The sequence below is a fragment of the Thermohahella caldifontis genome, assembly GCF_041153465.1.
GTDB lineage: Bacteria > Pseudomonadota > Gammaproteobacteria > Pseudomonadales > Oleiphilaceae > Thermohahella > Thermohahella caldifontis.
Genome location: NZ_CP154858.1, coordinates 562,604 through 583,789, shown reverse-complemented (window position 1 = coordinate 583,789; position 21,186 = coordinate 562,604). Strand labels below are relative to the sequence as shown.

The window sequence follows — 21,186 nt, the reverse complement described above, 5'->3', positions numbered from 1 at the left end:
GGATAAATCCCTCTGCCTTCCATCAAGTTAGCACATTTTTTTCAATTCTCCATCAGATCCGGCCATCCTGGTCTAAACTCCCTTGTGAAATCCGCTTTATCCGGAGAGGCACTCATGGTCAGAACCTTGCCCCAGGCATTCTTTGCCAACTTTCTCGGTCACTCACCCGACTGGTACAAGTTTTCCATCATCGCGTTTCTGGTGATCAATCCATTGATCTTTACCTTCAGCCCGTATCTGGCGGGCTGGCTGCTCATCGTTGAATTCATCTTCACACTGGCCATGGCACTGAAATGCTACCCCCTGCAACCGGGCGGTCTGCTCGCGCTGGAGGCCGTCATCATGGGGCTGGTGACACCGGAAGGGGTGCTTGCCGAAGTCGAGAACAATCTCGGCGTCATTCTTCTGCTCATCTTCATGGTTGCAGGGATTTATTTCATGAAATCCCTCCTGCTGTTCATTTTCACCCGGATCATTCTGGGCATCCGCTCCAAGATCCTGCTCTCCGTTTTCTTCAGTCTGACGGCTGCACTGCTGTCCGCCTTCCTGGATGCACTCACGGTAACCGCCGTGATCATCAGCGTGGGCGTCGGTTTCTATTCGGTTTACCACAAGATCGCGTCAGGCAAGAAATACTGGGACGATCACAATCACACCGAAGACCATGGCCTGAGAAAACATCATGCCGAGGATCTGAAGCAATTCCGGGCCTTCCTGCGCAGCTTGCTGATGCACGGCATTGTCGGTACCGCGCTCGGTGGCGTGGCCACGCAGGTTGGGGAGCCACAGAACCTGTTGATTGCCGAAAAGCTGGGCTGGGATTTTGTGGAATTCTTCGTTCGCATGGCACCCGTTTCCATGCCGGTGCTGGTGCTGGGTCTGCTGACCTGTGTCCTGCTGGAGAAAATGCGACGTTTTGATTACGGCGCCGAACTGCCGGAATCTGTTCGCGGGATCCTGGAAGACTTCCAGGTGCACGAACAGAAAAAGCTCAAACCCAGGGACAAGGCCAGCCTGTGGGTCCAGGGCATTGTTGCCGTATTACTGGTCTTTTCTCTGGCCTTTCATCTTGCGGAGGTAGGGTTGATCGGCCTCATGGTCATCATCTTGGTAACAGCGGGAACCGGTATCACGGAGGAGCATCAGATTGGCAAGGCCTTTGAGGAGTCCCTGCCCTTCACTGCGCTGTTGGTGGTGTTCTTTGCGATAGTGGGCGTGATTCACAGCCAGCATCTGTTCACCGGCATCATCAACGCCGTACTGAATCTTGACCCGTCCATTCAGGCTGGCATGTTCTTCGTGGCCAATGGTGTGCTGTCCATGATCAGCGACAACGTATTCGTCGCAACGGTCTATATTGACGAGGTGCTGGCCGCGTACAAGGCAGGAACCATCAGCCGCGAACATTTCGAAACCCTGGCCATCGCCATCAACACGGGCACCAACCTGCCATCCGTCGCCACCCCGAATGGTCAGGCGGCATTTCTGTTTCTGCTGACCTCAGCGCTGGCGCCGCTGATCCGGCTTTCCTACGGGAAGATGGTCTGGATGGCACTACCCTATACCGTCGTACTGGGTGTCAGCGGGTATCTGCTGGTTCATTTTGTGGTGGCCGCCTGAGCGTCGTGCTCAGGCTTCCCGCTCACGCCAGATCACTTTCCCGGCGGCCTTTGCAATATCGTCAAGCCTGGCCTCATGGGCCGCCAGTTCCTGCTCTGACGCGTGAATCACGCGCAGACGAGGCCGGTCGGCCGGCAGACGCCGTATGGGTTCCGCCGCAGAGTCGTCAGCGCCTTCGTCCCCGCCTCCCAGTGAAAGCAATGTCTGGCCTCCCGTCATGGCCAGATAGACATCTGCCAGAATCTCGGCGTCCAGCAAGGCCCCGTGCAGTTCGCGATGGCTGTTGTCGATGCCATACCGCTTGCACAGGGCATCCAGGCTGTTACGCTGCCCCGGATGCTTGTGCCGGGCCATCACCAGGGTATCGGTCACTGTACAGATGTCCGCCACCGTGCCAAATCGCGGATCATTGAGCAGGGCAAACTCGTGGTCGATGAATCCCACATCAAAGGGCGCGTTGTGTATGATCAGCTCGGCGCCGCGGATAAATTCAAGGAAGGATCCGGCGATCTCCCTGAAGACAGGCTTGTCGGCCAGAAACTCGTTGCTGATGCCGTGCACGGCCAGCGCTTCTTCTTCCACCTCCCGCTCGGGGTTGATGTAGACATGGAAGTGGTTACCGGTCAGACGGCGTTCAATCAGCTCAACACAGCCGATTTCAATGATACGGTGACCTTCTTTCGGATCAATGCCGGTGGTTTCCGTATCCAGAACAATCTGCCTCATGCGTCCTCCTCGATGGTTTGTTCACCGGAGCCGGTGACGCCGCGGTTGGCCAGTTCGTCCGCCCGTTCATTCAGGGCATGTCCGGAGTGCCCCCGGACCCAGTGCCAATGCACCTCATGCTTCTGCGTCAGGTCATCCAGAAGCTGCCACAAATCCTGATTCTTGACCGGCTTGCCGGCGGCATTCTTCCAGCCGCGCCGTTTCCAGCCCCCGATCCACTCGGTGATGCCCTTTCGGACATACTGGGAGTCCGTATAGAGTTCCACGCGACAACGGGATCTGAGCTGCCTGAGTGCTTCGATGGCAGCCATCAGTTCCATGCGGTTGTTGGTGGTTTCCGGCTCACCCCCCAGATTTCCTTGCGATGACGACCATAGCGCAATATGGCCCCCCAGCCTCCCGGGCCTGGATTTTGCTTGCACGCTCCGTCAGTATGGATTTCAACAGTCTTCATTGGGCTTGAACGGGACCACCTGAGGCACAACAGAGGAGCCGGCAAGTGTCCTCTTTTTCCATTGCGGACGCAAGGGCATGACGCCGGGAACACGCTTGATGGCCTGCAGGAGATAGAAGGCGCCGGTGGGCAAACGCAAGCGCGGTCCGATCCGGTCCAGAAACGCGAGCTTGCTCAGCCAGCTGAAACTCCCCAGCGGGGGAAGAAAGAAATGATGCGCCTTCTCCGTGAGTTCAAAATCCAGCAGGCAAAGCCAGTCTTTCAGGCGGCCCGGACTGATGAAGTGCCCTGCCCAGGGCCCCTTTCTGCCCCGTGACAGCAGTTTTCTCATACCCCAGGTTGACCAGGGATTGAAACCCACGACGAAAAGCTGACCGCCCGGACGGAGCACCCGCTGGGCCTCTCTGAGTGTCTGATGAGGTGACTCGGAAAAGTCCAGGCTGTGGTGCAGCACCAGCACATCCACACACTCATTGGCAACAGGCCATTCCGTATAACGGGCAACGACTGCGGAGTCAGGCATACCCTCCGCCCAGACAGGCACCAGGTCACATCGGTATGGCAGCATGGCCTCTGTTGCGACGGGCAGCCGGTGACTGATCCACACATTGACCTGCACCATACCATGGCATTGATCCAGAGCCTGCCTCAGTGCAACACGCTCTGCTGCGAGCAATGCCCGGCCGATAGGCCCCTGGTACCAGTGTTCGAATTCATTGATCGCCGTCAAGCCCGGCATGTGCCTTCCATATTGCCTAATTTCACCTGAACTACAATAATACCTGCAGACCCGATTGGAAAGGCGGTATTCATGACCATATTCCCCATCCCGGCGTTTCAGGACAACTACATCTGGTGCTGGCAGTCTCCTCAGGGCCTCTGGGTGGTCGATCCGGGTGATGCCGCCGCGGTGGAGCGCGTCAGCGGCAAACTCAACCATCCGGTCGCAGGCATTGTCGTCACCCACCACCACCCCGACCATACCGGGGGTATCCGCAGACTTGCCGAGCGCTGGTCGCCGGAGGTTATCGGCAGTGCGTCCAGCCGTTTTCAGCCACTGACACGTACGGTTCAAGACGGGGAAACCGTCGAAGCGGGTGGCATTGCGCTGCGCATGCTGGAAGTCCCCGGTCATACGCTTGACCATGTGGCCTGGTTCGGCCACACCGATGCGTTTCCGGTACTGTTCTGCGGCGATACGCTCTTTTCCGGCGGATGCGGTCGTCTGTTCGAAGGCAGCGCAGAACAAATGACCGCTTCACTGGCGCGCATCCTTTCCCTACCCGACGAAACGAGACTCTATCCCGCTCACGAGTACACCCTGGCCAACTTCCGTTTTGCTGCACGGCTGTTCCCGGATGATGAAGCCATCCAGGAACGCCTGGCAGAGGTGGAAGATTGTCTGGCCAAAGGCCAGCCCACGCTGCCTGTCACCCTGGGACTGGAAAAAAGAACCAATGTCTTTCTCCGCGCACTGACCGATCCGGTTCTCCAGCGGGCCATTCAGTCGCAAACGGAAACACGTCTGCAACATCCTGCTGACTTTTTTGCTACAATCCGGGCCTGGAAAGATGCCGCCTGAGCCATTACGCTCAGAACCATGACCGGACTATCGATGTACATGCGATTCTGTTTACTTGTTGCCATGATGCTCGGGCTCTCCGCCTGTGCAATTCAGCGCCCTTCTGTTGATGTGGCTGATCCCTCCAAGTCAAATGCTGCGGGTCTGCGGGCCCCGGACTCCCCGATAGAGGAGCCGGTTTTCGTTCCGACAGCCCCCATCCCGGACCGACTGGCGCTTGAAGAAGATATCAGTCAGGCTACCCGCATCTGGACAGATGCCGTGACAGATCACACACTCTGGTCACGGTTGCGTAACGGTTTCGGACTCAACCTGGATGTGAACAGCCGCCGGGTTGAGGCTCAAGTTAAATGGTATGCCAGCCATCCCGATTACCTGAACCGGGTCTTCACCCGTGGACAGCGTTATCTCCATTATATTCTCTCCGAAACAGAAAAGCGGGACATGCCCACAGAGCTGGCATTACTGCCCGTGGTGGAAAGTGCCTTCGATCCGTTCGCCTATTCTCATGGTCGTGCTTCGGGCATCTGGCAGTTCATACCATCAACGGGCCGTCTCTACGGGTTGAAGCAGAACTGGTGGTACGACGGTCGCCGTGATATTGCCGCCTCCACCCGGGCCGCGCTGGACTATCTGACCCGTCTCGCCGGCTATTTTGACGGTGACTGGGCGCTTGCACTCGCCAGCTACAACTCCGGCGCAGGCACAGTGCTGCGTGCACGCAAGAAAAATCAGGCAAGGGGAAAGCCTACCGACTTCTGGTCTCTGTCACTCCCCCCGAAACCTCGGCGTACGTGCCCAAGCTGATTGCGATTGCCCGCATCGTCAGGGAACCCGAAAAATACGGTGTTACTCTCCCGGAAATTCCCGATGAGCCCTATTTTGAAATCGTCCACTTCAACGGCCAGTTGGATCTCTCTCAGGCGGCACATTTGGCGGACATTGAACTAGAAGAGTTGTACTATCTGAACCCCGGGTTCAACCAGTGGGCCACACCGCCCACCGGACCGCACTATCTTCTGGTACCCGCCGGACATGGCGAGATATTCCAGACCCGGCTGGCCCGGCTTTCGCCCGATGAGCGAGTCAACTGGACCCGACACCGGGTAAAACCCGGGGAATCCCTGCTGACCTTGGCCAAAAAATACCGCACTACCGTCGATGTTATCCGGGAGATCAACGGAATTCGCGGCAACCTGATCCGGGCCGGACAGACGCTGATGATCCCGTCAGCCTTCAAGACCGGCCAATATTATGCCTGGTCACAGGCTGCGCGACTGGCCCGCAAACAAAGCCGGGCACCAAGAGGATATACACGAAAGCTCACTTACACCGTTCGCAAGGGGGATACCATCTGGGATATTTCCCGCAAATTCGGAGTCAGCCACCGGGCATTGGCCAAGTGGAATGGGATGGCGCCCACAGATCCGCTGATGCCGGGCCGCAAGCTTGTTATCTGGCAACGTTCAGCCAGCCAGGTCCGCGGGCAGATTGCAGAGCGCAGCATCATCCGCAAGGTGGGCTACCGGGTGCGGTCGGGAGATTCGCTTTACCGGATCGCCGACCGGTTCAATGTGTCCGTGGCGGACATCGTCAAATGGAATGACCTGCGCCGGGATGCCATACTGCGACCGGGACAGTCACTCCGGCTTTATGTGGACGTCACCCAGACCAACTGACGCAGATCAGGCTCTGGATGCGCGCTGTGCCATCAGATTGAGACACAGATTGGCCTGCTGTACAAAATAGCGAAAGCCACCGGCATAAGCCTGATTGAGTGGCCTGCCGGAAGAGCGCAGATCTGCATATAACAATCCGATTTCGCGCCCCTGCGTGACAAGCGGCCCCATCAGGCCCTGTCCGGGACCGATGAGGGCTCGCAGCGCCGGCGGTACCGCGCCTTCGAGGCGAACGTGATCCGGGTGCCCCAGCCAGACAATACCGGGTGTCTGCATGATGTCGTACCAGAAACTGCCGCGCTGACGTTCATAAGGAAAGACAAACCTCGTCTTCCAGGTCTCCGTTCCCTCCCCTACTACTATGCGGGCCGCAAGCTGAGTCCGCTGGGGATTGAGCAAGGCGAGACAGATTCGTTCCAGCCCCACCCCTCTGTGGAGGCCGTCCAGCACATGACGAAACAGCTCGGTTGAAGTCATGCCCGTGCTCATCGCCTGCATGATGTCCTGAAGAATCTTCAGTTGCAGGCTGCTGTCCGGTTCAAGCAGCTTGCCCTGGCCTGTCTTCGGCGTCATGTGTGAACGGGTCTGCTGGCCCAGTACCGCATTCAGCCGCGCATCACCGTAACTGCGGCCCAGACTTTCCGCTTCCTGAATGCCTTCGCGGATTCCCTCGGTGACCGTCCTTTCGTCCAGGCCCAGCACTTTGCAGGCCTCTGTGATACAGGCCTTCATGGCCGGACTGTCCAGCCCCTGAGGCAATGCCCTGGCAATGTCCTCGCCCAGACGGACCGCCCTCGCCGCTTTGGACGCCGGCTGCCCCAGCGCCTCCTCGAGGATCTGGCCGAGTCGCCAGCGCTCTGCAAGTGTCCGGCTCAGCTCGGCGAATCGGACACCCAGCACCTTCTCCGCCGCCCGCACATCATTCTGCTCGATCAGCATCCGCGAGGCGCGATCAACCACCGGGTGGGGATAGCTCCAGACAAGCAACTCACCCAGGTGATAGAGCAAGGTGGCAACAAAGACCTCCTCACGCAACTGGGAACGAAACCCGCGACAGAGCTTTCGCGCCTGTGTGGCCGCTGTGATCGCATGAGCGATGCGGGTGACCAACTGGTCGCTGGCTTCGGGCCCAAGCAATTGCTCCGCCAGCAATGCCCCCACACAGAGGGCCCGTACCGTATCGAACCCCACATGCATGATGGCCCGGCTGATGGTCGTCACCGGTATTTCCTGCGGGTTGAAGGCCACGCTGTTGGCCGCCTTGAGCACCTTGCCGGTCAGCCCCGGATCCTTCATGATCGCATCGGCGAGCTCATTCAGGGAGGTTTCATCCGAGGCGGTCAGGCGATTGAGCTCCTGAATCACCGCTCCGAGCGAAACAGCTTTCATGTCGCTCAGCTCTTCTACCCACTGATCCAGTGTCTGGGGGGCAAACCGGCTCAAGAGACACCCTTCAAAGTTTTAATGTCCAGTCGGAACACGGTGCTTGATCTCCAAGTCCTTCACACGGCACACTTAAAGCCCCCGGAAGCTGCCGGGGCATCGCTCTTTGTATTCAGGTTAGAACAGCTTCAACATAAAAACCAAAGGACAACCGCTTTCATGCTCAGTTTTCGCCGGACGCTTCGACTTGCCGCCCTGTTTGTTCTCACACTGTGCACGCTGACGACTCAGGCCAATCCACAGCACGGCATGGCCATCTATGGTGACCTGAAATACCCGCCCGGTTTCACGCATTTCAGTTATGTCAATCCTGACGCCCCCAAGGGCGGCCACGTCCGGCTGTCCGCCATCGGCGACAGCTTTGACAGCTTCAACCCCTTTCTGGTCAAGGGTGTGGCAGCAGACGGGCTGGACTGGCTCTATGACAGCCTCACCAAGCAGGCCGGTGACGAACCCTTCAGCGAGTATGGCCTCATTGCCCGGTCCATGGAGATTGCACCGGACCGCACATCCGTCACCTTTCATATCAACCCGGATGCACGGTTCCATGATGGCCAGCCCATCACCGCGGAGGACGTACAGTTCAGCTTCGAGATGCTGACCACTCATGAAAAGGCCTCGCCGTATTACCGGGCCTACTACCGGGATGTCAGGAAGGCAGTCGTGGTGGATCCGCTGACCATCCGTTTCGAGTTTGCCAACGGCGACAACCGTGAACTGCCTCTGATTCTCGGTCAGCTCAAGGTGCTGCCGAAGCACTATTACCGCACCCACGATTTTGGCAAGGCCGATCTCACCATCCCGGTGGGCAGCGGTCCCTACACCATTGAAAAGTTCAAGCCCGGACAGTCCATCACCTACCGTCGCGTGGACAACTACTGGGCAAAGGATCTGCCGGTCAACCGCGGCTTCTACAATTTCGATCGCATCACCATCAAGTACTACAAGGATTCGACTGTTGCACTGGAGGGATTCAAGGCGGGCGACTATGACTTCCGCAATGAGAACGTCTCCAAATACTGGGCAACCGCTTACACCGGCCCGGCTGTTGAGCGAGGCGAGATCGTGCGCGAAGAGGTCCGGCACCACATGCCCGTCGGCATGCAGGGCTTTCTCTACAATACCCGGCGCGCCGTATTCAGTGACCCGGTAGTACGTGAAGCCCTGGCCTATGCCTTCGACTTCGAATGGACCAACGCCAACCTGTTCTACAACCAGTACACCCGTACGCGGAGCTATTTCGAGAACTCCGAACTGGCAGCCACCGGGCTTCCCGGTGGTGAGGAGCTCAAACTGCTGGAGCCCTTCCGCAAGCAGCTCCCCGAACGTGTGTTTACCCAGGTCTATGCCCCCCGGCAAATCCCACACCCGGTAATATCCGGGGCAACCTGAAGAAGGCGGTCATGCTCCTGCGTCAGGCAGGCTGGGCCATGAAAAACGGGGTGCTGACCCGAACCGCAGATGGGGTGCCGCTCGAGTTTGAAATCCTTCTGGTCAGCAAGGATTTCGAGCGCATCGTGCAGCCATTTGTTCAGAACCTGGCCCGTATCGGCGTGAAGGCGCATATCCGGCTGGTAGATTCCACCCAATATATCAACCGGATCCGGAGCTTCGACTTCGACATGTTTGTCGGCACCATCGGGCAATCCCTGTCCCCGGGTAACGAGCAACTGGAATACTGGCATTCCAGCCGCGCCACACAACCCGGATCCCGCAATTACACGGGCGTCCGGTCGCCCGTTGTGGATGCCCTGGTGGAAAAGATCATCACCTCACAGAATCGCCAGAGTCTCGTTGCGGCTACACGTGCGCTGGATCGTGTGCTCCAGTGGCAGTTTCTGGTCATTCCCCAGTGGCACATTCCCTATCTGAGGCTGGCCTACTGGAAAACACTGTCGCACCCGGACAAGGCGCCCCTGAGTGGTCTTGACTTTGATACCTGGTGGATGACGCCCGGCTCATGACAGGCTATATCCTCAAACGTCTGGCCTTGATGGTGCCCACGCTGATCGGCATCCTGCTGATCAACTTCATGATTGTGCAGGCGGCACCTGGTGGCCCTGTGGAACAAATGCTGGCCAAGCTGCACGGGATTTCACCGGATCTTCAGAACCGCATGGGCACCGGTGCCGAACTCAAACCGGCCCCGGGGACCGGTTCAGGTACCGGATACCGCGGCGCACAGGGTCTGGATCCCGAGCTGATCAAGCGCATCGAGAAGCTCTACGGTTTCGACAAGCCCGCTTGGGAACGCTTTGTCATCATGCTGAAAAATTACGCTGTGTTTGACTTCGGGGACAGCTTCTATCACGACCGCAGCGTGGTCGATCTCATGATCGAGAAGATGCCGGTCTCCATTTCGCTGGGACTCTGGACCACACTGCTGATTTATCTGATATCCATCCCCCTGGGTATCCACAAGGCGGTTCTGGATGGTTCCCGGTTTGATGTCTGGACCAGCACGGTGATCATTGCCGGATACGCCATCCCCGGATTCATGTTTGCCATCCTGCTCATTGTGCTCTTTGCAGGCGGTACCTGGCTGGACTGGTTCCCGCTGCGCGGCCTCACCTCCGAAAATTTTGACAGTCTGCCCTGGTACGGCAAGATCGCCGACTATGCCTGGCACATGGTTCTGCCCGTCACCGCAAACGTGATTGGCGGCTTCGCCGCGCTGACCATTCTGACAAAGAACTCCTTTCTGGATGAAATCCGCAAGCAATATGTGGTCACGGCCCGCGCCAAGGGCCTGGAAGAGAACCGGATTCTCTACGGTCACGTCTTCAGAAATGCCATGCTGATCGTGATTGCCGGCATGCCTGCCGCGCTGGTCTCCGTGTTTTTTACCGGGTCATTGCTCATTGAAGTGGTGTTTTCCCTTGATGGCCTCGGGCTGTTGGGCTTCCAGTCCACCGTCAACCGGGACTATCCGGTCATGTTCGGCACCCTGTACATCTTCACGCTGGTCGGGCTGTTGCTGAAACTGATCAGCGATCTGACCTATGTATGGGTGGACCCGCGCATCAACTTTGAAAACCGGGAGCGTCGAACATGACGGTGCGCTGGCATCCATCACAGTGGACACCGGTCAACCAGCGGCGCTGGGCCAAATTTCGCCAGAACCGACGCGGATACTGGTCACTGTGGATCTTCCTGGCCCTTTTTGGCTTGTCCCTGTTTGCCGAGTTCATCGCCAACGACAAGCCACTGCTCGTGGAGTACAAGGGCGAGTGGTATGTGCCGGTTTTCAGGGTTTACCCCGAGACCACATTTGGCGGCTTTTTCGAAACCGAAGCGGATTACCGGGACCCCGAAGTTCAGAAGCTGATCGAAGCCGATGGCTGGATGCTCTGGCCCCCCATCCGCTACAGTTATGACACCATCAATTACAATCTGGATGTTCCCGCACCGGCCCCGCCTTCGGCCGAGAACTGGCTGGGGACGGATGACCAGGGGCGCGATGTCCTGGCCCGGGTCATCTACGGCTTCCGCATCAGCATCATTTTTGCCCTGCTCGTGACGGGCTTTGGTTCCGTCGTGGGCGTGGCCGTTGGCGCCATTCAGGGCTACTTCGGCGGCATGATTGACCTGCTCGGACAGCGTTTTCTCGAAATCTGGTCCGGCCTGCCGGTACTTTTCATCCTGATCATCCTGAGCAGTTTTGTGGAGCCCAACTTCTGGTGGTTGCTCGGCATCATGCTACTGTTCAGCTGGACAAGTCTGGTGGATGTGGTCCGTGCCGAATTTCTGCGCGCACGAAACTTTGAATATGTCCGCGCTGCGCGTGCCCTGGGGCTCAGCAATAGTGTCATCATCCGGCGGCATGTCCTTCCCAACGCCATGGTCGCCACCCTGACCTTCGTTCCTTTCAATCTCACCGGCACGGTCGGTGCTCTGACATCACTGGACTTCCTGGGATTCGGCCTGCCACCCGGCTCGCCTTCACTGGGCGAATTGCTGGCCCAGGGCAAGAACAACCTCCAGGCCCCCTGGCTCGGCATCACTGCCTTCATGACGCTGGCGATCATGCTGTCCCTGCTTGTTTTCATAGGAGAGGCCGTACGTGATGCCTTCGATCCCCGCAAGGAAGTCTGACGTGCTGATTCGTATCGAAGACCTGAGCATTGCCTTTCGCAATGGTGAGCAAACCACCCTCGCAACACGGGGCGTGAGCTTCGACATCCCCAAAGGCCGGACCGTTGCGGTCGTGGGTGAAAGTGGCAGCGGCAAATCCGTCACAGCGCTATCCATTCTCAGACTGCTGCCCCAGCCACCAGCGGAATATGAATCCGGCCGGATTCTTTACGGAGAGGAAAACCTGCTGGAAGTGCCCGAGGCACGCATGCGCCAGATTCGCGGCGACCGCATCAGCATGATCTTCCAGGAGCCCATGACGTCGCTCAATCCGCTCCACACCGTGGAACAGCAGATTACCGAGACACTGCTGATTCACAAGGGGCTGAACGGCGAGGCCGCGCGCCGGCGCGCACTGGAACTGCTGGATCAGGTCGGGATTCCGGAGCCGGAACGCCGTCTCGGCAGCTACCCCCATGAGCTGTCCGGAGGTCAGCGCCAGCGCGTCATGATTGCCATGGCGCTGGCCAACGAGCCCGAACTGCTGATTGCGGACGAACCGACCACCGCACTGGATGTCACAGTCCAGAAACAGATACTCGACCTGCTCCACGAATTGCAGCTCAGGCACAACATGGCTGTCCTGCTCATTTCCCATGACCTGAACGTGGTGAAACACTATGCCCACGATGTCGTGGTCATGGCCCGCGGCGAGGTGGTGGAGGCCGGCCCGGCGAATCGGGTATTCCGCCATCCCGAGCACCCCTATACGCAGGCCTTGCTGGATGCCGAGCCATCCGGCTCTCCACCGCCGGTCGAGACGGATGCGCCCGTCATACTAAAGGCGCATGGTGTCCGTGTCGCCTTTCCCTTAAAAAGAACCCTGTTCGGCCGCGTCACGGACGAGCATGTCGCTGTCCGCGATGCAGCGCTGACATTGCACCGGGGAGAGACCCTGGGCATTGTGGGTGAAAGCGGCAGCGGCAAGACGACGCTGGCGCTCTACCTGCTGGGCCTGACACAGGGCCGCGGGGAGGTGATGCTCGGCGGGGATCGGATCGACCGGCTCGATCAGAAAGCATTGAGACCCTATCGCCGGCGTTTTCAGGTGGTGTTTCAGGATCCCTTCGGGAGCCTGAATCCGCGCATGTCCGTCGCCGAGATCGTCGGCGAAGGTCTGGAGGTTCAGGGTCTCAGTGCCGATGAAAGACGCCATCGGGTCGCCGGGGCCCTGGAGGAAGTCGGTCTCCCGGTGGATACGATGGACCGCTTTCCGCACGAGTTTTCAGGGGGGCAGCGACAGCGAATCGCCATTGCCAGGGCGCTTGTGCTTGACCCGGAAGTGGTGGTACTTGACGAACCGACTTCGGCACTGGACAGGACCGTTCAGAAGCAGATTGTGGAGCTGCTGCGATCGCTTCAGGCGCGCAGGCAACTGAGCTACATCTTCATCAGTCATGACCTGGCCGTGGTCAAAGCCATGAGCCATCGCATCATGGTCATGAAACAGGGTGAGGTCGTGGAGTACGGTGAAACGGCACAGGTATTTCATGCACCCGCTCATCCCTACACACGTACGCTGCTCGAAGCAGCCTTTGATGACATTCAGACAGGTTGAAAGTTATGGGAATTTTGGCAGGTAAAAAGGCTCTTGTCGTCGGAATCGCCAGCAAACTCAGTATTGCCAAGGGCATTGCTGATGCGTTTCATCGCGAAGGTGCCGAACTGGCACTGACCTATCAGAACGACAAGCTCAAGTCACGTGTGGAAGGCTTTGCTGCCGACTACGGCACGGACATGGTTTTCCCCTGTGACGTCAGCCGCGACGAAGAGATCGAAGACCTTTTCGAGGCCATCGGCAAGCGCTGGGATGGCATCGACATCGTGGTGCACTCCGTCGGCTATGCGCCGGGCGACCAGCTGGATGGTGACTTTGTCGAGGCCACCACACGCGAAGGCTTCCGCATTGCCCACGACATCAGTGCCTACAGCTTTGTGGCACTGGGCAAGGCAGCGCGCCCGCTCATGAAAGGCCGGAATGGCGCCTTGCTGACCCTGACCTATCTCGGCTCCGAACGGGCCATTCCCAATTACAATGTCATGGGCATGGCCAAAGCCAGCCTGGAAGCCGGCGTGCGTTACATGGCGGCGGCACTGGGGCCCGAAGGGACCCGTGTCAACGCCATCTCGGCCGGCCCCATCCGTACGCTCGCCGCAAGCGGTATCAAGAGCTTCCGCAAGATGCTCAGCGATGCGGAAAAGGCAACGCCCCTGCGTCGCAACGTGACCATTCAGGAAGTGGGCAACGCGGCGACCTTCCTGTGCTCGGACTGGGCCAGCGGCGTGACCGGTGAAATCATGTTCGTGGATGGCGGCTTCAATATCGTCGCCATGCCCTCTTCCGAGTAAAGGCTGAAGGCGGCTGACTGCTCCGGAAACCTCCCGGTTTGCCGGGGCAGTCCTCTGATGCCCACCCTTTGCCAGCTCCGGACCTGCCGTTTTCCAGTCTGCTCGCCTAAAATGGCACTGCTTCACTGTTTCATCTTGTAAAGCACGTTATCGTTACCCAACTTCTTGATACGCAGGACCGTGTTGAATTGCCATGTCACTGATCCGATACCTGTTGCTCGTTATTGTTGTCGTGGCCGGCCTCTCCGGCTGCTCGGCCGTCAAGCTCTCGCTCAAGAACACGCCGACACTGGCCAACGCCATGGGTGTGGCGGAAATTCCCGAAAGGGATTTGCGCCGGGAGTACGTCAATCGGGATTCACGGTTTGTCGAAGTCAACGGCTTCAACATTCATTACCGGGATGAAGGCAATCCCGACGGGCCGGTCATTGTCCTGCTCCACGGCATCATGTCCTCCCTGCACACCTGGGACGACTGGACAGCCGGTCTCGGGAAAGACTACCGGGTCATCCGGCTTGATGTGCCCGGCTACGGTCTGACGGGCATTCCGGATGACTTCGACGTGGATCAGATGGATGACGCCCTTTTGATAAGCACCTTCGAGCGCTTCATTGATGAGCTTGAACTCAAGCGCTTCTCCCTGGCAGGCAATTCGCTGGGGGGCTATATCTCGGCCATGTATGCAGCCCGACACCCGGAAAAGGTGGAGAAGCTGATCCTACTTGATCCGGTGGCCTATCCCCAGGAATTGCCCTGGCTGTTTCACCTAGCCACCGCGCCCGTCATCTCTCAGTTGTCTCAGTTCGTTCTGCCTCCCTGGGCAGTCACCCTGGGCGTCCAGGAGGTCTACGGCGACCCGAAGCGGCTGAAAAACGAGCATGTAAAGCGCTACATTTACATGTCTCAGCGCCACCGGGCCAAGGAAGCCTACGCTCGCACGCTTCAGATGCTGAAAGAAGCTTCTGACAAGGAACGCCCCCTGCCCTTTGGCAATATCAAGGCGCCCACACTGATCATGTGGGGCAAACTGGATCGCTGGGTTCCCGTCAGGCTGGCCGAACGCTGGAAGCAGGATATTCCGAATGCCGAAGTCCGTATTTATGAGGACGCCGGCCATGTGCCGATGGAAGAAATTCCGGAAGACACACTCAAGGATGCACTGGCCTTTCTCGACTCGGGTCAGTTGATTGATGCGCCCTCCCAAGAACCGTCCGTGGACGATCTGGAATCCATTCTCAAGGGTGAAGAGATTGGCAGCGACCTCTTTGCACCGCTTGAAGGGGTGCAATAAAACGGGCTCAATTGCGTAAACCGGGTCCAGGCTCAGTCAAGCAACTGAGGGGCCCGGTGCACCGCCCGTCCGATGAGGGAAGCGGATCAGGTCGTGTCCTTAGCGAGGAAAAACCTGCCCTTGGTCAGAAGCACACATGATCCGGTGCGCTGTCATCCAGCAGCGTACAGAGCGCTTCCTTCCACTCCACGATATGCGTATCCAGATCTTCCAGCAATTCGATACCGCTGACCCAACCGGCCTGACCAGGCAGTCGGCGTGTCCAGCGCACGATGCCCTTGAGATCAAAATGCCCGAGTGCCTCATCATCCACACGGATTTCGGGAATGAACTGTGTTGGCAATGCCCGGCCAAGCTGCAACTGCAATCCGTTCGCCGAGACGTCCAGCACCTTTGCACAGAGCAGTTCCGGCGGCTCTCCTTCCGGGACGTGTGAAGGCAAGACGACCTCCACTTCCAGGGCATCAAAACGGGCCAGCCGCGGCTCAGTGCGCTTGTTGTCATGACCTGGAACCGGCTCAAAACTCATGATGGTTTTCTCCTGCGCGCAACCCGGCCAAAGGCGCGGGTCATACGAGCGTTCACGTCTTCACTTTTACCCAGTATGGTCAGCTTTCCGGCAGACAGCAACTCCAGCGCCTCCTGCCAGCTCAGATCACCGGCGCGGGTACCCAGCTCGTTGGCCAGTATCAGCTTGCCGGTGCTTTGAAGCCGTGCCGCAATACGGTACTTTCTTGCACCGTCTTCATGATCGATACGAATCCATGTATCCGCCTGCAAGGTTTCCAGTATGCGCCGGAACATGCGCATTGCGTCACCAGGCGGAGGTTCTGCCGGACGTGTTTCCGGCTGAGTCTGCCCGGACCGGGGCGAATCAGTAGCAGTGCCTGATTGGGATACTCCATCCGAGGAGGTCGAAACGGCTTCCGACCCTGCGGCGTTATCATCCGATACCTCTGACCCAGCGCGGGCTGCGTTGTCAACGAATCCGGCCTCTGCCTGCGACGCGTCTGCACCGGTCTTTTCCGGCTCATCCTGATCAGCGCCGTCACTCTCTTCCTCCCGGGGCTCAGGCAGCTTCAGTGATTCCCGCAGTTCGCGCAACCTTTCGGCCTCCCGTGCCGCCTTTTCACGCGCCAGACGAATCAGTTCCGCTCTTTTTTCCTCGGTATGCCGACGTCGCGCCTGCTGCTGTTCATCCAGCTCCACCAGTTTTTTGGCGACACGCTGCAAGGCGAGTCTGAGGGTGCCGGCTTCATCCAGGGGCACCACCTGATGTGCGGCAAGGGCTTCAAGAAAATGCAGGACCGGCTGATAGCCCACCTTGCGACCGTTAATGTCGCACCAGAGAATGGTTCGCCGCCCCGGTAGCCAGGTCAGCAGTTTCTTCCGCTGACCACTTTCCATGAACCAGCGCCCGACCCAACACTGAACGGCCACATCCTCACTGTCCATTGCCGGCACACCGTCCGCCTCCGGCTCCGGCAAACGCTCCGGGTTGACGCGTTCCGGATCATGGCCTTTCAGCACTTCCAGTATCAATGCCTGCAGTGTATCCAGCCAGCGAACCTTGTCTTCAGGCTGGCTGTCCAGACTGATGAACAGGGGTTCAACGTAATCCAGTATCCGCGCCCCCAGTGAAAGCTGGCGCTGCCTTTCCTCAGGGCTGCGCGGGGCAAGCAGCCAGGCCATATTCTGCGTCATGGCATGGGCGATCCGGCCCTTCTTGCTCTGATGCCCCTCATCCAGATAGATCAGCCGCAGGCTGTCCAGCCAGGGGCCGGTCAGGAAACGGATGGCGTCCGGCGGCAGAGGTGCTTCCAGCGCCTCGTTCACCGTATGAATCGCCGCCTTCTGGCTGACCCAGGCCTGATCCAAGCCTCTTTCGCTGTCAATGAGGCGCTGCTCGAGCCGTTCGCGCCGCTGGGCTTCCTTCTTCCAGGCGGCTTCGATGTCCTGCAACACCCGCTCGCGGAAGGCCTCGTCCAGGCAATCCGGGTGGTCAAGAAACTCGCTGAACCGCTTCAACGGCGTATAGATGTAATCCGGCGGCGCTTCACCTTCATCCGTCCAGCCCTGAAAGAGATTTTCCAGCAGATCGATCATCCGGGCCAGCGCGTGACCGTCGTCGAAGACAAACTCCGTGTACTCCAGCAGGATGGCAGCAAAAACAAATCGCCGGCGCCGGAATGCGCGTTTGATGAAGTCATCCAGGTGACTGTGGCGGGACCAGATTTCAAAGGCCTTGTCGGCCCACCACAGCGTGTTGAAGAAGGTCGTGTCTGCCTGGCGGGTATCGGCAAGCCAGGCTCTGATGATGGCTTCCAGACCGCTCTCGTGACTCGAAAGGTACCTGACAAGCCAGGCCGCCGCTTCATGCCGATCCACATCCGCTCTGACCACATCCCCGGCATGCCGGACAATGCGATCTATATCGGGGAGCGACACACGCATCACTGCGTGGGCAAAGCGCTCCCCAAGCGTCTGAATTGATGGGGTCGTATCAGCCAGCATCCGGCTCCTGTGTTCAAGATGGCTCAGGCAACATCTTCCCGCTGCTCTTTCTGCGCCAGGGCTTCGGGCACCTCATAGACATGATAGGCTTCAGGTGTGAATTCATCCAGCGCCGTTCCGGCATGGACATATTCCATGGGAATGGGATCGCCGGAATGGACGACACGGAAATACACGCTGACTTCAGGCACGGTCACACTGAGCGGATGCTCCACCCAGATAAAGACAGCCTTCTCTGCCACAATGAAATCTGTCTTGAGCACACGGTAACCTTCACGCAGCGCAATCTTGTTGAGCGAACCATCACTGTTGAGCTTGAACTTGTGGACCGTTTTCATCTTGTTGCCCTGTCGAAACAATTTTATTGATGACGGGTCGCGTGGATGACACACGTCTCCCGCCCGAACTGACCGGGGTCATATTAACCATCTTTCCCGATAAATGGGAGGGCCATCAAGTGCTTTGCGGTCGTTCAGGTCATGCCGGATCCCGGTTGCCCACCGAGTGATATGGCGAATGAGTAACCCTGCCACAGTCCATATCACCCCGGAGAAACAAGCCGCCCGTTTTATATCTTCCTGATATTTCCGCACGACTCGGTTAGACCAATATATTTTGTGAGCAATCGCACACTTCTGGCCGCCATGAGGTAAAATTTAACCGGGGACAACAAAAACGACGGAGGAGGACCCATCATGCAACATTCCACACCCTACGACCTCACACTCGAAAGACGACACCGTGAGCGCAGGCGCCTGGCACCCAATGAAATGGGATCGTTTCATCGTCAGGGGGCGCTGCTGCTCGAACGCAGACGGGATGACCGTCGACGCAACGATCTGCCGCTGGAGGCGTTCCCCTGGTTGCCGCACAACTGCTGCTGACCAAGCGGGCTCAAGGCCCGCCAGAGCATTGCATTTCCCCGCCTGATCGGACACCATAGCTGCCACAAATCCGTACAATCAGGACATCTCACACTGGAACTGCAATGCTCAATCAAGTTGAAAACGTCAATGTCGAAAGTCTGAGTGAACTCATCACTCCCGATCAACTCAAACAGGACATCCCGCTCACAGACGCCGCCCGGGAAACGGTTCTCCGGGGCCGGCAGACCATCATGGACATTCTGGACGGCAAGGATCACCGTCTTTTCGTGGTGGTGGGCCCCTGCTCCATTCATGACGTCAAGGCCGCGAGGGAATACGCCGAGCGCCTCAGAACGCTGGCAGACGAGCTGTCCGACACCCTGGTACTGGTCATGCGCGTGTATTTCGAAAAACCGCGCACCACCGTGGGCTGGAAAGGGCTGATCAATGACCCGGATCTGAACGATACCTTCGATATCGAGCGCGGTCTTCACATCGGACGCCGCCTGATGGTGGACCTGACCGAAATGGGGTTGCCGATCGCCACGGAAGCCCTGGATCCCATTTCACCCCAGTATCTGCAGGACACGGTATCCTGGAGTGCCATTGGTGCGCGGACAACCGAATCCCAGACGCACCGGGAAATGAGCAGCGGCCTGTCCATGCCCATCGGTTTCAAGAACGGCACCGATGGCAATCTGGATGTGGCCATCAACGCCATGAAGTCCGCATCGGCACCCCATGCCTTCCTCGGTATCAACCGCGAGGGACGGGTATCCATCGTCAAGACCCGCGGCAACCCCTATTCCCACGTGGTACTGCGAGGCGGTGGCGGCAAGCCCAATTATGACACTGTCAGCGTGAAGCTGACCGAAGATGCACTGCGCAAGGCAGGCCTGCGCGAGGCCATCATGATTGACTGCAGCCACGCCAACAGCAACAAGAAGCCCGAACTGCAGCCGCTGGTGCTGGATGACATCGCCCATCAGATTCAGGAAGGCAATCGTTCCATCGTCGGCGTCATGATCGAGAGCAACCTGAACTGGGGCAACCAATCGATCCCGGAAGACCTGTCCCAACTCAAGTATGGCGTATCGGTGACCGACGCCTGCATCGACTGGGAAACGACCGAAACCGCGCTGCGCAAGCTGCGTGATACGGTGCGGGACACCCTGCCCGAACGCCTGCAGGGCTGACTTTAGGCGCTGCGCCAGTTGAGCTTTTCGCGCAGCGTCACCACCGTTCCCACAATCACGATGGCAGGCCCCGGGACACCGGCGTCTGCCACGTTTTGTGCGATCGTTGCGAGCGTTCCCGTCACCACCTGCTGATCCGGAAGCGTGCCCCGGGAAACCACCGCGACGGGCATTTCCGGAGACACGCCGGCACCAGTGAGTCCTCTGGAAATTTGCGGAAGGCTGACCAGCCCCATGTAGAATACCAGCGTCTGTCCGGGTGCCGCCAGCGCTTCCCAGTTCAGGTCACAGCTGCCGTCACGCAGATGGCCCGTGATGAAACGCACGGACTGGGCATGATCCCGGTGCGTGAGCGGGATACCCGCATAGGCCCCGCATCCCGCAGCGGCGGTAATCCCCGGCACCACCTGAAACGGGATGCCGGCCTCGGCAAGCCCTTCGATCTCCTCGCCGCCACGGCCGAAAATGAACGGATCGCCCCCCTTGATGCGGGCCACACGCTTGCCTTTGCGGGCATGCTCAATCAGCAGCCGGGTGATCTCTTCCTGAGGCACCGCATGGTCGGCACGGGCCTTGCCCACGTAGATCAGTTCCGCATCCCGGCGCACCATATCGATAATTTGAGGTGACACCAGCCGGTCATACAGGACCACGTCTGCCTGGCGCAGCAGGCGCAATGCACGGAACGTCAGCAGATCCGGATCACCGGGACCGGCCCCGATAAGATAGGCCTCACCCAGCTTCCGGGCCTCGGCATGCTGCAGTAACGTATCCACCTGGCGGGATGCGGCATCTGTCTGGCCGGCCAGCACCCGTTCTCCCACATGCCCGTCGATGATCTTCTCCCAGAACGCGCGACGCTGCGGGATCTCCGGCAACGCCTCCCGCACCCGCTCACGCAGACCATGAATGAACATGGCCAGACGGCCCAGCCCCGCAGGCAGGACTGACTCCAGCTGATCCCGGATCTTGCGGGTCAGCACCGGGCTGGCGCCGCCACTGGACACTGCCACCGTAATGGGATGGCGGTTGATGATGGATGGAAAAATGAAAGTGCTCAGCGCTGGCCGCGCCACCACATTCACAGGAATGTCCTGAGCCTGCGCCGCGGCAGACAGTCTGGCGTTCTCGCTTTCATCCTGGCTGGCACCCACGGCCAGCCAGGCCCCCTGCAACCAGGATTCCGCACCTTCTTCGGGAAGGCGGGGGCGCTGGTCCACTTCCGCCCCGGCCTGCCTGAGCAGTTCCACCTTGCGCCGCGCCTCGGTGGTGTCTCCGAGCACCACAACACGCTGCCCTCTGACCTTGAGGGAGACGGGCAACACATCCAGC

21 protein-coding genes are annotated in these 21,186 nt (G+C 58.8%); 13 read left to right on the top strand and 8 right to left on the bottom strand.

Going from position 1 to position 21,186, the window contains the following annotated elements; translation table 11 throughout:
* Positions 1 to 114 precede the first annotated feature (114 nt).
* The gene (gene nhaB, locus AAIA72_RS02790; RefSeq protein ID WP_369601930.1) at positions 115 to 1,620 is read left to right on the top strand and encodes a sodium/proton antiporter NhaB; all 1,506 of its coding nucleotides are present in this window, start codon (positions 115 to 117) and stop codon (positions 1,618 to 1,620) included.
* A gap of 9 nt (positions 1,621 to 1,629) precedes the next feature.
* Here nhaB and dnaQ read toward each other — a convergent pair whose 3' ends face one another.
* The 3 genes from dnaQ to AAIA72_RS02775 are packed head-to-tail and all read right to left on the bottom strand — an operon-like array spanning position 1,630 to position 3,539.
* Positions 1,630 to 2,346 (bottom strand): DNA polymerase III subunit epsilon, encoded by a 717-nt coding sequence (dnaQ, locus tag AAIA72_RS02785; protein ID WP_369601929.1) that lies wholly within the window; start codon positions 2,344 to 2,346, stop codon positions 1,630 to 1,632.
* Positions 2,343 to 2,768 (bottom strand): ribonuclease HI, encoded by a 426-nt coding sequence (rnhA, locus tag AAIA72_RS02780; protein ID WP_369601928.1) that lies wholly within the window; start codon positions 2,766 to 2,768, stop codon positions 2,343 to 2,345. The genes dnaQ and rnhA overlap by 4 nt, the downstream gene beginning before the upstream one ends.
* Before the next feature lie 18 nt (positions 2,769 to 2,786).
* A complete protein-coding gene (locus AAIA72_RS02775; protein ID WP_369601927.1) occupies positions 2,787 to 3,539 on the bottom strand; it encodes a class I SAM-dependent methyltransferase in 753 nt (250 codons plus the stop codon).
* A 72-nt stretch (positions 3,540 to 3,611) separates the two neighbouring features.
* On the opposite strand from AAIA72_RS02775, the gene gloB reads away from it, so the two are divergent.
* From gloB to AAIA72_RS02760, 3 genes are read left to right on the top strand one after another with little or no spacing between them, the layout of a single operon-like run.
* Entirely contained in the window at positions 3,612 to 4,382 is a 771-nt protein-coding gene (gloB, locus tag AAIA72_RS02770) for a hydroxyacylglutathione hydrolase (RefSeq protein WP_369601926.1), read from the top strand.
* A gap of 39 nt (positions 4,383 to 4,421) precedes the next feature.
* Positions 4,422 to 5,189 (top strand): transglycosylase SLT domain-containing protein, encoded by a 768-nt coding sequence (locus AAIA72_RS02765; RefSeq protein ID WP_369601925.1) that lies wholly within the window; start codon positions 4,422 to 4,424, stop codon positions 5,187 to 5,189.
* Positions 5,177 to 6,061, top strand: coding sequence for a LysM peptidoglycan-binding domain-containing protein (locus AAIA72_RS02760; protein WP_369601924.1), 885 nt, complete (start codon positions 5,177 to 5,179; stop codon positions 6,059 to 6,061). The genes AAIA72_RS02765 and AAIA72_RS02760 overlap by 13 nt, the downstream gene beginning before the upstream one ends.
* A gap of 6 nt (positions 6,062 to 6,067) precedes the next feature.
* Here the strand turns inward: AAIA72_RS02760 and AAIA72_RS02755 are convergent, their stop codons facing one another.
* Complete coding sequence (locus AAIA72_RS02755) at positions 6,068 to 7,504, bottom strand: HDOD domain-containing protein (protein ID WP_369601923.1); 1,437 nt, start codon at positions 7,502 to 7,504, stop codon at positions 6,068 to 6,070.
* A 159-nt stretch (positions 7,505 to 7,663) separates the two neighbouring features.
* Here AAIA72_RS02755 and AAIA72_RS02750 point away from each other — a divergent pair, with 159 nt between their 5' ends.
* The 7 genes from AAIA72_RS02750 (at position 7,664) to AAIA72_RS02720 (ending at position 15,278) form a co-directional block, all read left to right on the top strand.
* Positions 7,664 to 8,896, top strand: a complete 1,233-nt coding sequence (locus AAIA72_RS02750; RefSeq protein WP_369601922.1) for an extracellular solute-binding protein — start codon at positions 7,664 to 7,666, stop codon at positions 8,894 to 8,896.
* Between the two features lie 11 nt (positions 8,897 to 8,907).
* Entirely contained in the window at positions 8,908 to 9,468 is a 561-nt protein-coding gene (locus AAIA72_RS02745) for an ABC transporter substrate-binding protein (RefSeq protein ID WP_369601921.1), read from the top strand.
* Positions 9,465 to 10,559 carry a microcin C ABC transporter permease YejB gene (locus AAIA72_RS02740; protein ID WP_369601920.1) on the top strand — a complete coding sequence of 365 codons (1,095 nt, stop codon included), beginning with the start codon at positions 9,465 to 9,467 and terminating at the stop codon, positions 10,557 to 10,559. The genes AAIA72_RS02745 and AAIA72_RS02740 overlap by 4 nt, the downstream gene beginning before the upstream one ends.
* Positions 10,556 to 11,599 carry an ABC transporter permease gene (locus tag AAIA72_RS02735; RefSeq protein WP_369601919.1) on the top strand — a complete coding sequence of 348 codons (1,044 nt, stop codon included), beginning with the start codon at positions 10,556 to 10,558 and terminating at the stop codon, positions 11,597 to 11,599. The genes AAIA72_RS02740 and AAIA72_RS02735 overlap by 4 nt, the downstream gene beginning before the upstream one ends.
* 1 nt (position 11,600) lies before the next feature.
* Complete coding sequence (locus AAIA72_RS02730; protein ID WP_369601918.1) at positions 11,601 to 13,196, top strand: ABC transporter ATP-binding protein; 1,596 nt, start codon at positions 11,601 to 11,603, stop codon at positions 13,194 to 13,196.
* A 5-nt stretch (positions 13,197 to 13,201) separates the two neighbouring features.
* Positions 13,202 to 13,987 carry an enoyl-ACP reductase gene (locus tag AAIA72_RS02725; protein WP_369601917.1) on the top strand — a complete coding sequence of 262 codons (786 nt, stop codon included), beginning with the start codon at positions 13,202 to 13,204 and terminating at the stop codon, positions 13,985 to 13,987.
* A gap of 193 nt (positions 13,988 to 14,180) precedes the next feature.
* Positions 14,181 to 15,278, top strand: a complete 1,098-nt coding sequence (locus AAIA72_RS02720; protein ID WP_369601916.1) for an alpha/beta fold hydrolase — start codon at positions 14,181 to 14,183, stop codon at positions 15,276 to 15,278.
* Positions 15,279 to 15,402: 124 nt separating this feature from the next.
* On the opposite strand, the gene AAIA72_RS02715 is transcribed toward AAIA72_RS02720, so the two are convergent.
* The 3 genes from AAIA72_RS02715 to AAIA72_RS02705 are packed head-to-tail and all read right to left on the bottom strand — an operon-like array spanning position 15,403 to position 18,130.
* A complete protein-coding gene (locus AAIA72_RS02715) occupies positions 15,403 to 15,807 on the bottom strand; it encodes a PilZ domain-containing protein (RefSeq protein WP_369601915.1) in 405 nt (134 codons plus the stop codon).
* The gene (locus AAIA72_RS02710) at positions 15,804 to 17,792 is read right to left on the bottom strand and encodes a DUF1631 family protein (protein WP_369601914.1); all 1,989 of its coding nucleotides are present in this window, start codon (positions 17,790 to 17,792) and stop codon (positions 15,804 to 15,806) included. Before AAIA72_RS02710 ends, AAIA72_RS02715 begins: the two co-directional genes overlap by 4 nt.
* Positions 17,793 to 17,815: 23 nt before the next feature.
* On the bottom strand, positions 17,816 to 18,130 hold the full coding sequence (locus AAIA72_RS02705) for a hypothetical protein (protein ID WP_369601913.1): 315 nt from the start codon (positions 18,128 to 18,130) through the stop codon (positions 17,816 to 17,818).
* A gap of 357 nt (positions 18,131 to 18,487) precedes the next feature.
* On the opposite strand from AAIA72_RS02705, the gene AAIA72_RS02700 reads away from it, so the two are divergent.
* Both AAIA72_RS02700 and AAIA72_RS02695 read left to right on the top strand, forming a co-directional pair.
* Positions 18,488 to 18,676, top strand: a complete 189-nt coding sequence (locus tag AAIA72_RS02700) for a hypothetical protein (protein ID WP_369601912.1) — start codon at positions 18,488 to 18,490, stop codon at positions 18,674 to 18,676.
* 104 nt (positions 18,677 to 18,780) lie between these two features.
* Positions 18,781 to 19,854 carry a 3-deoxy-7-phosphoheptulonate synthase gene (locus tag AAIA72_RS02695; RefSeq protein ID WP_369601911.1) on the top strand — a complete coding sequence of 358 codons (1,074 nt, stop codon included), beginning with the start codon at positions 18,781 to 18,783 and terminating at the stop codon, positions 19,852 to 19,854.
* Positions 19,855 to 19,856: 2 nt separating this feature from the next.
* Here AAIA72_RS02695 and cysG read toward each other — a convergent pair whose 3' ends face one another.
* Positions 19,857 to 21,185 carry a siroheme synthase CysG gene (cysG, locus tag AAIA72_RS02690; protein WP_369602959.1) on the bottom strand — a complete coding sequence of 443 codons (1,329 nt, stop codon included), beginning with the start codon at positions 21,183 to 21,185 and terminating at the stop codon, positions 19,857 to 19,859.
* Position 21,186: the final 1 nt, after the last annotated feature.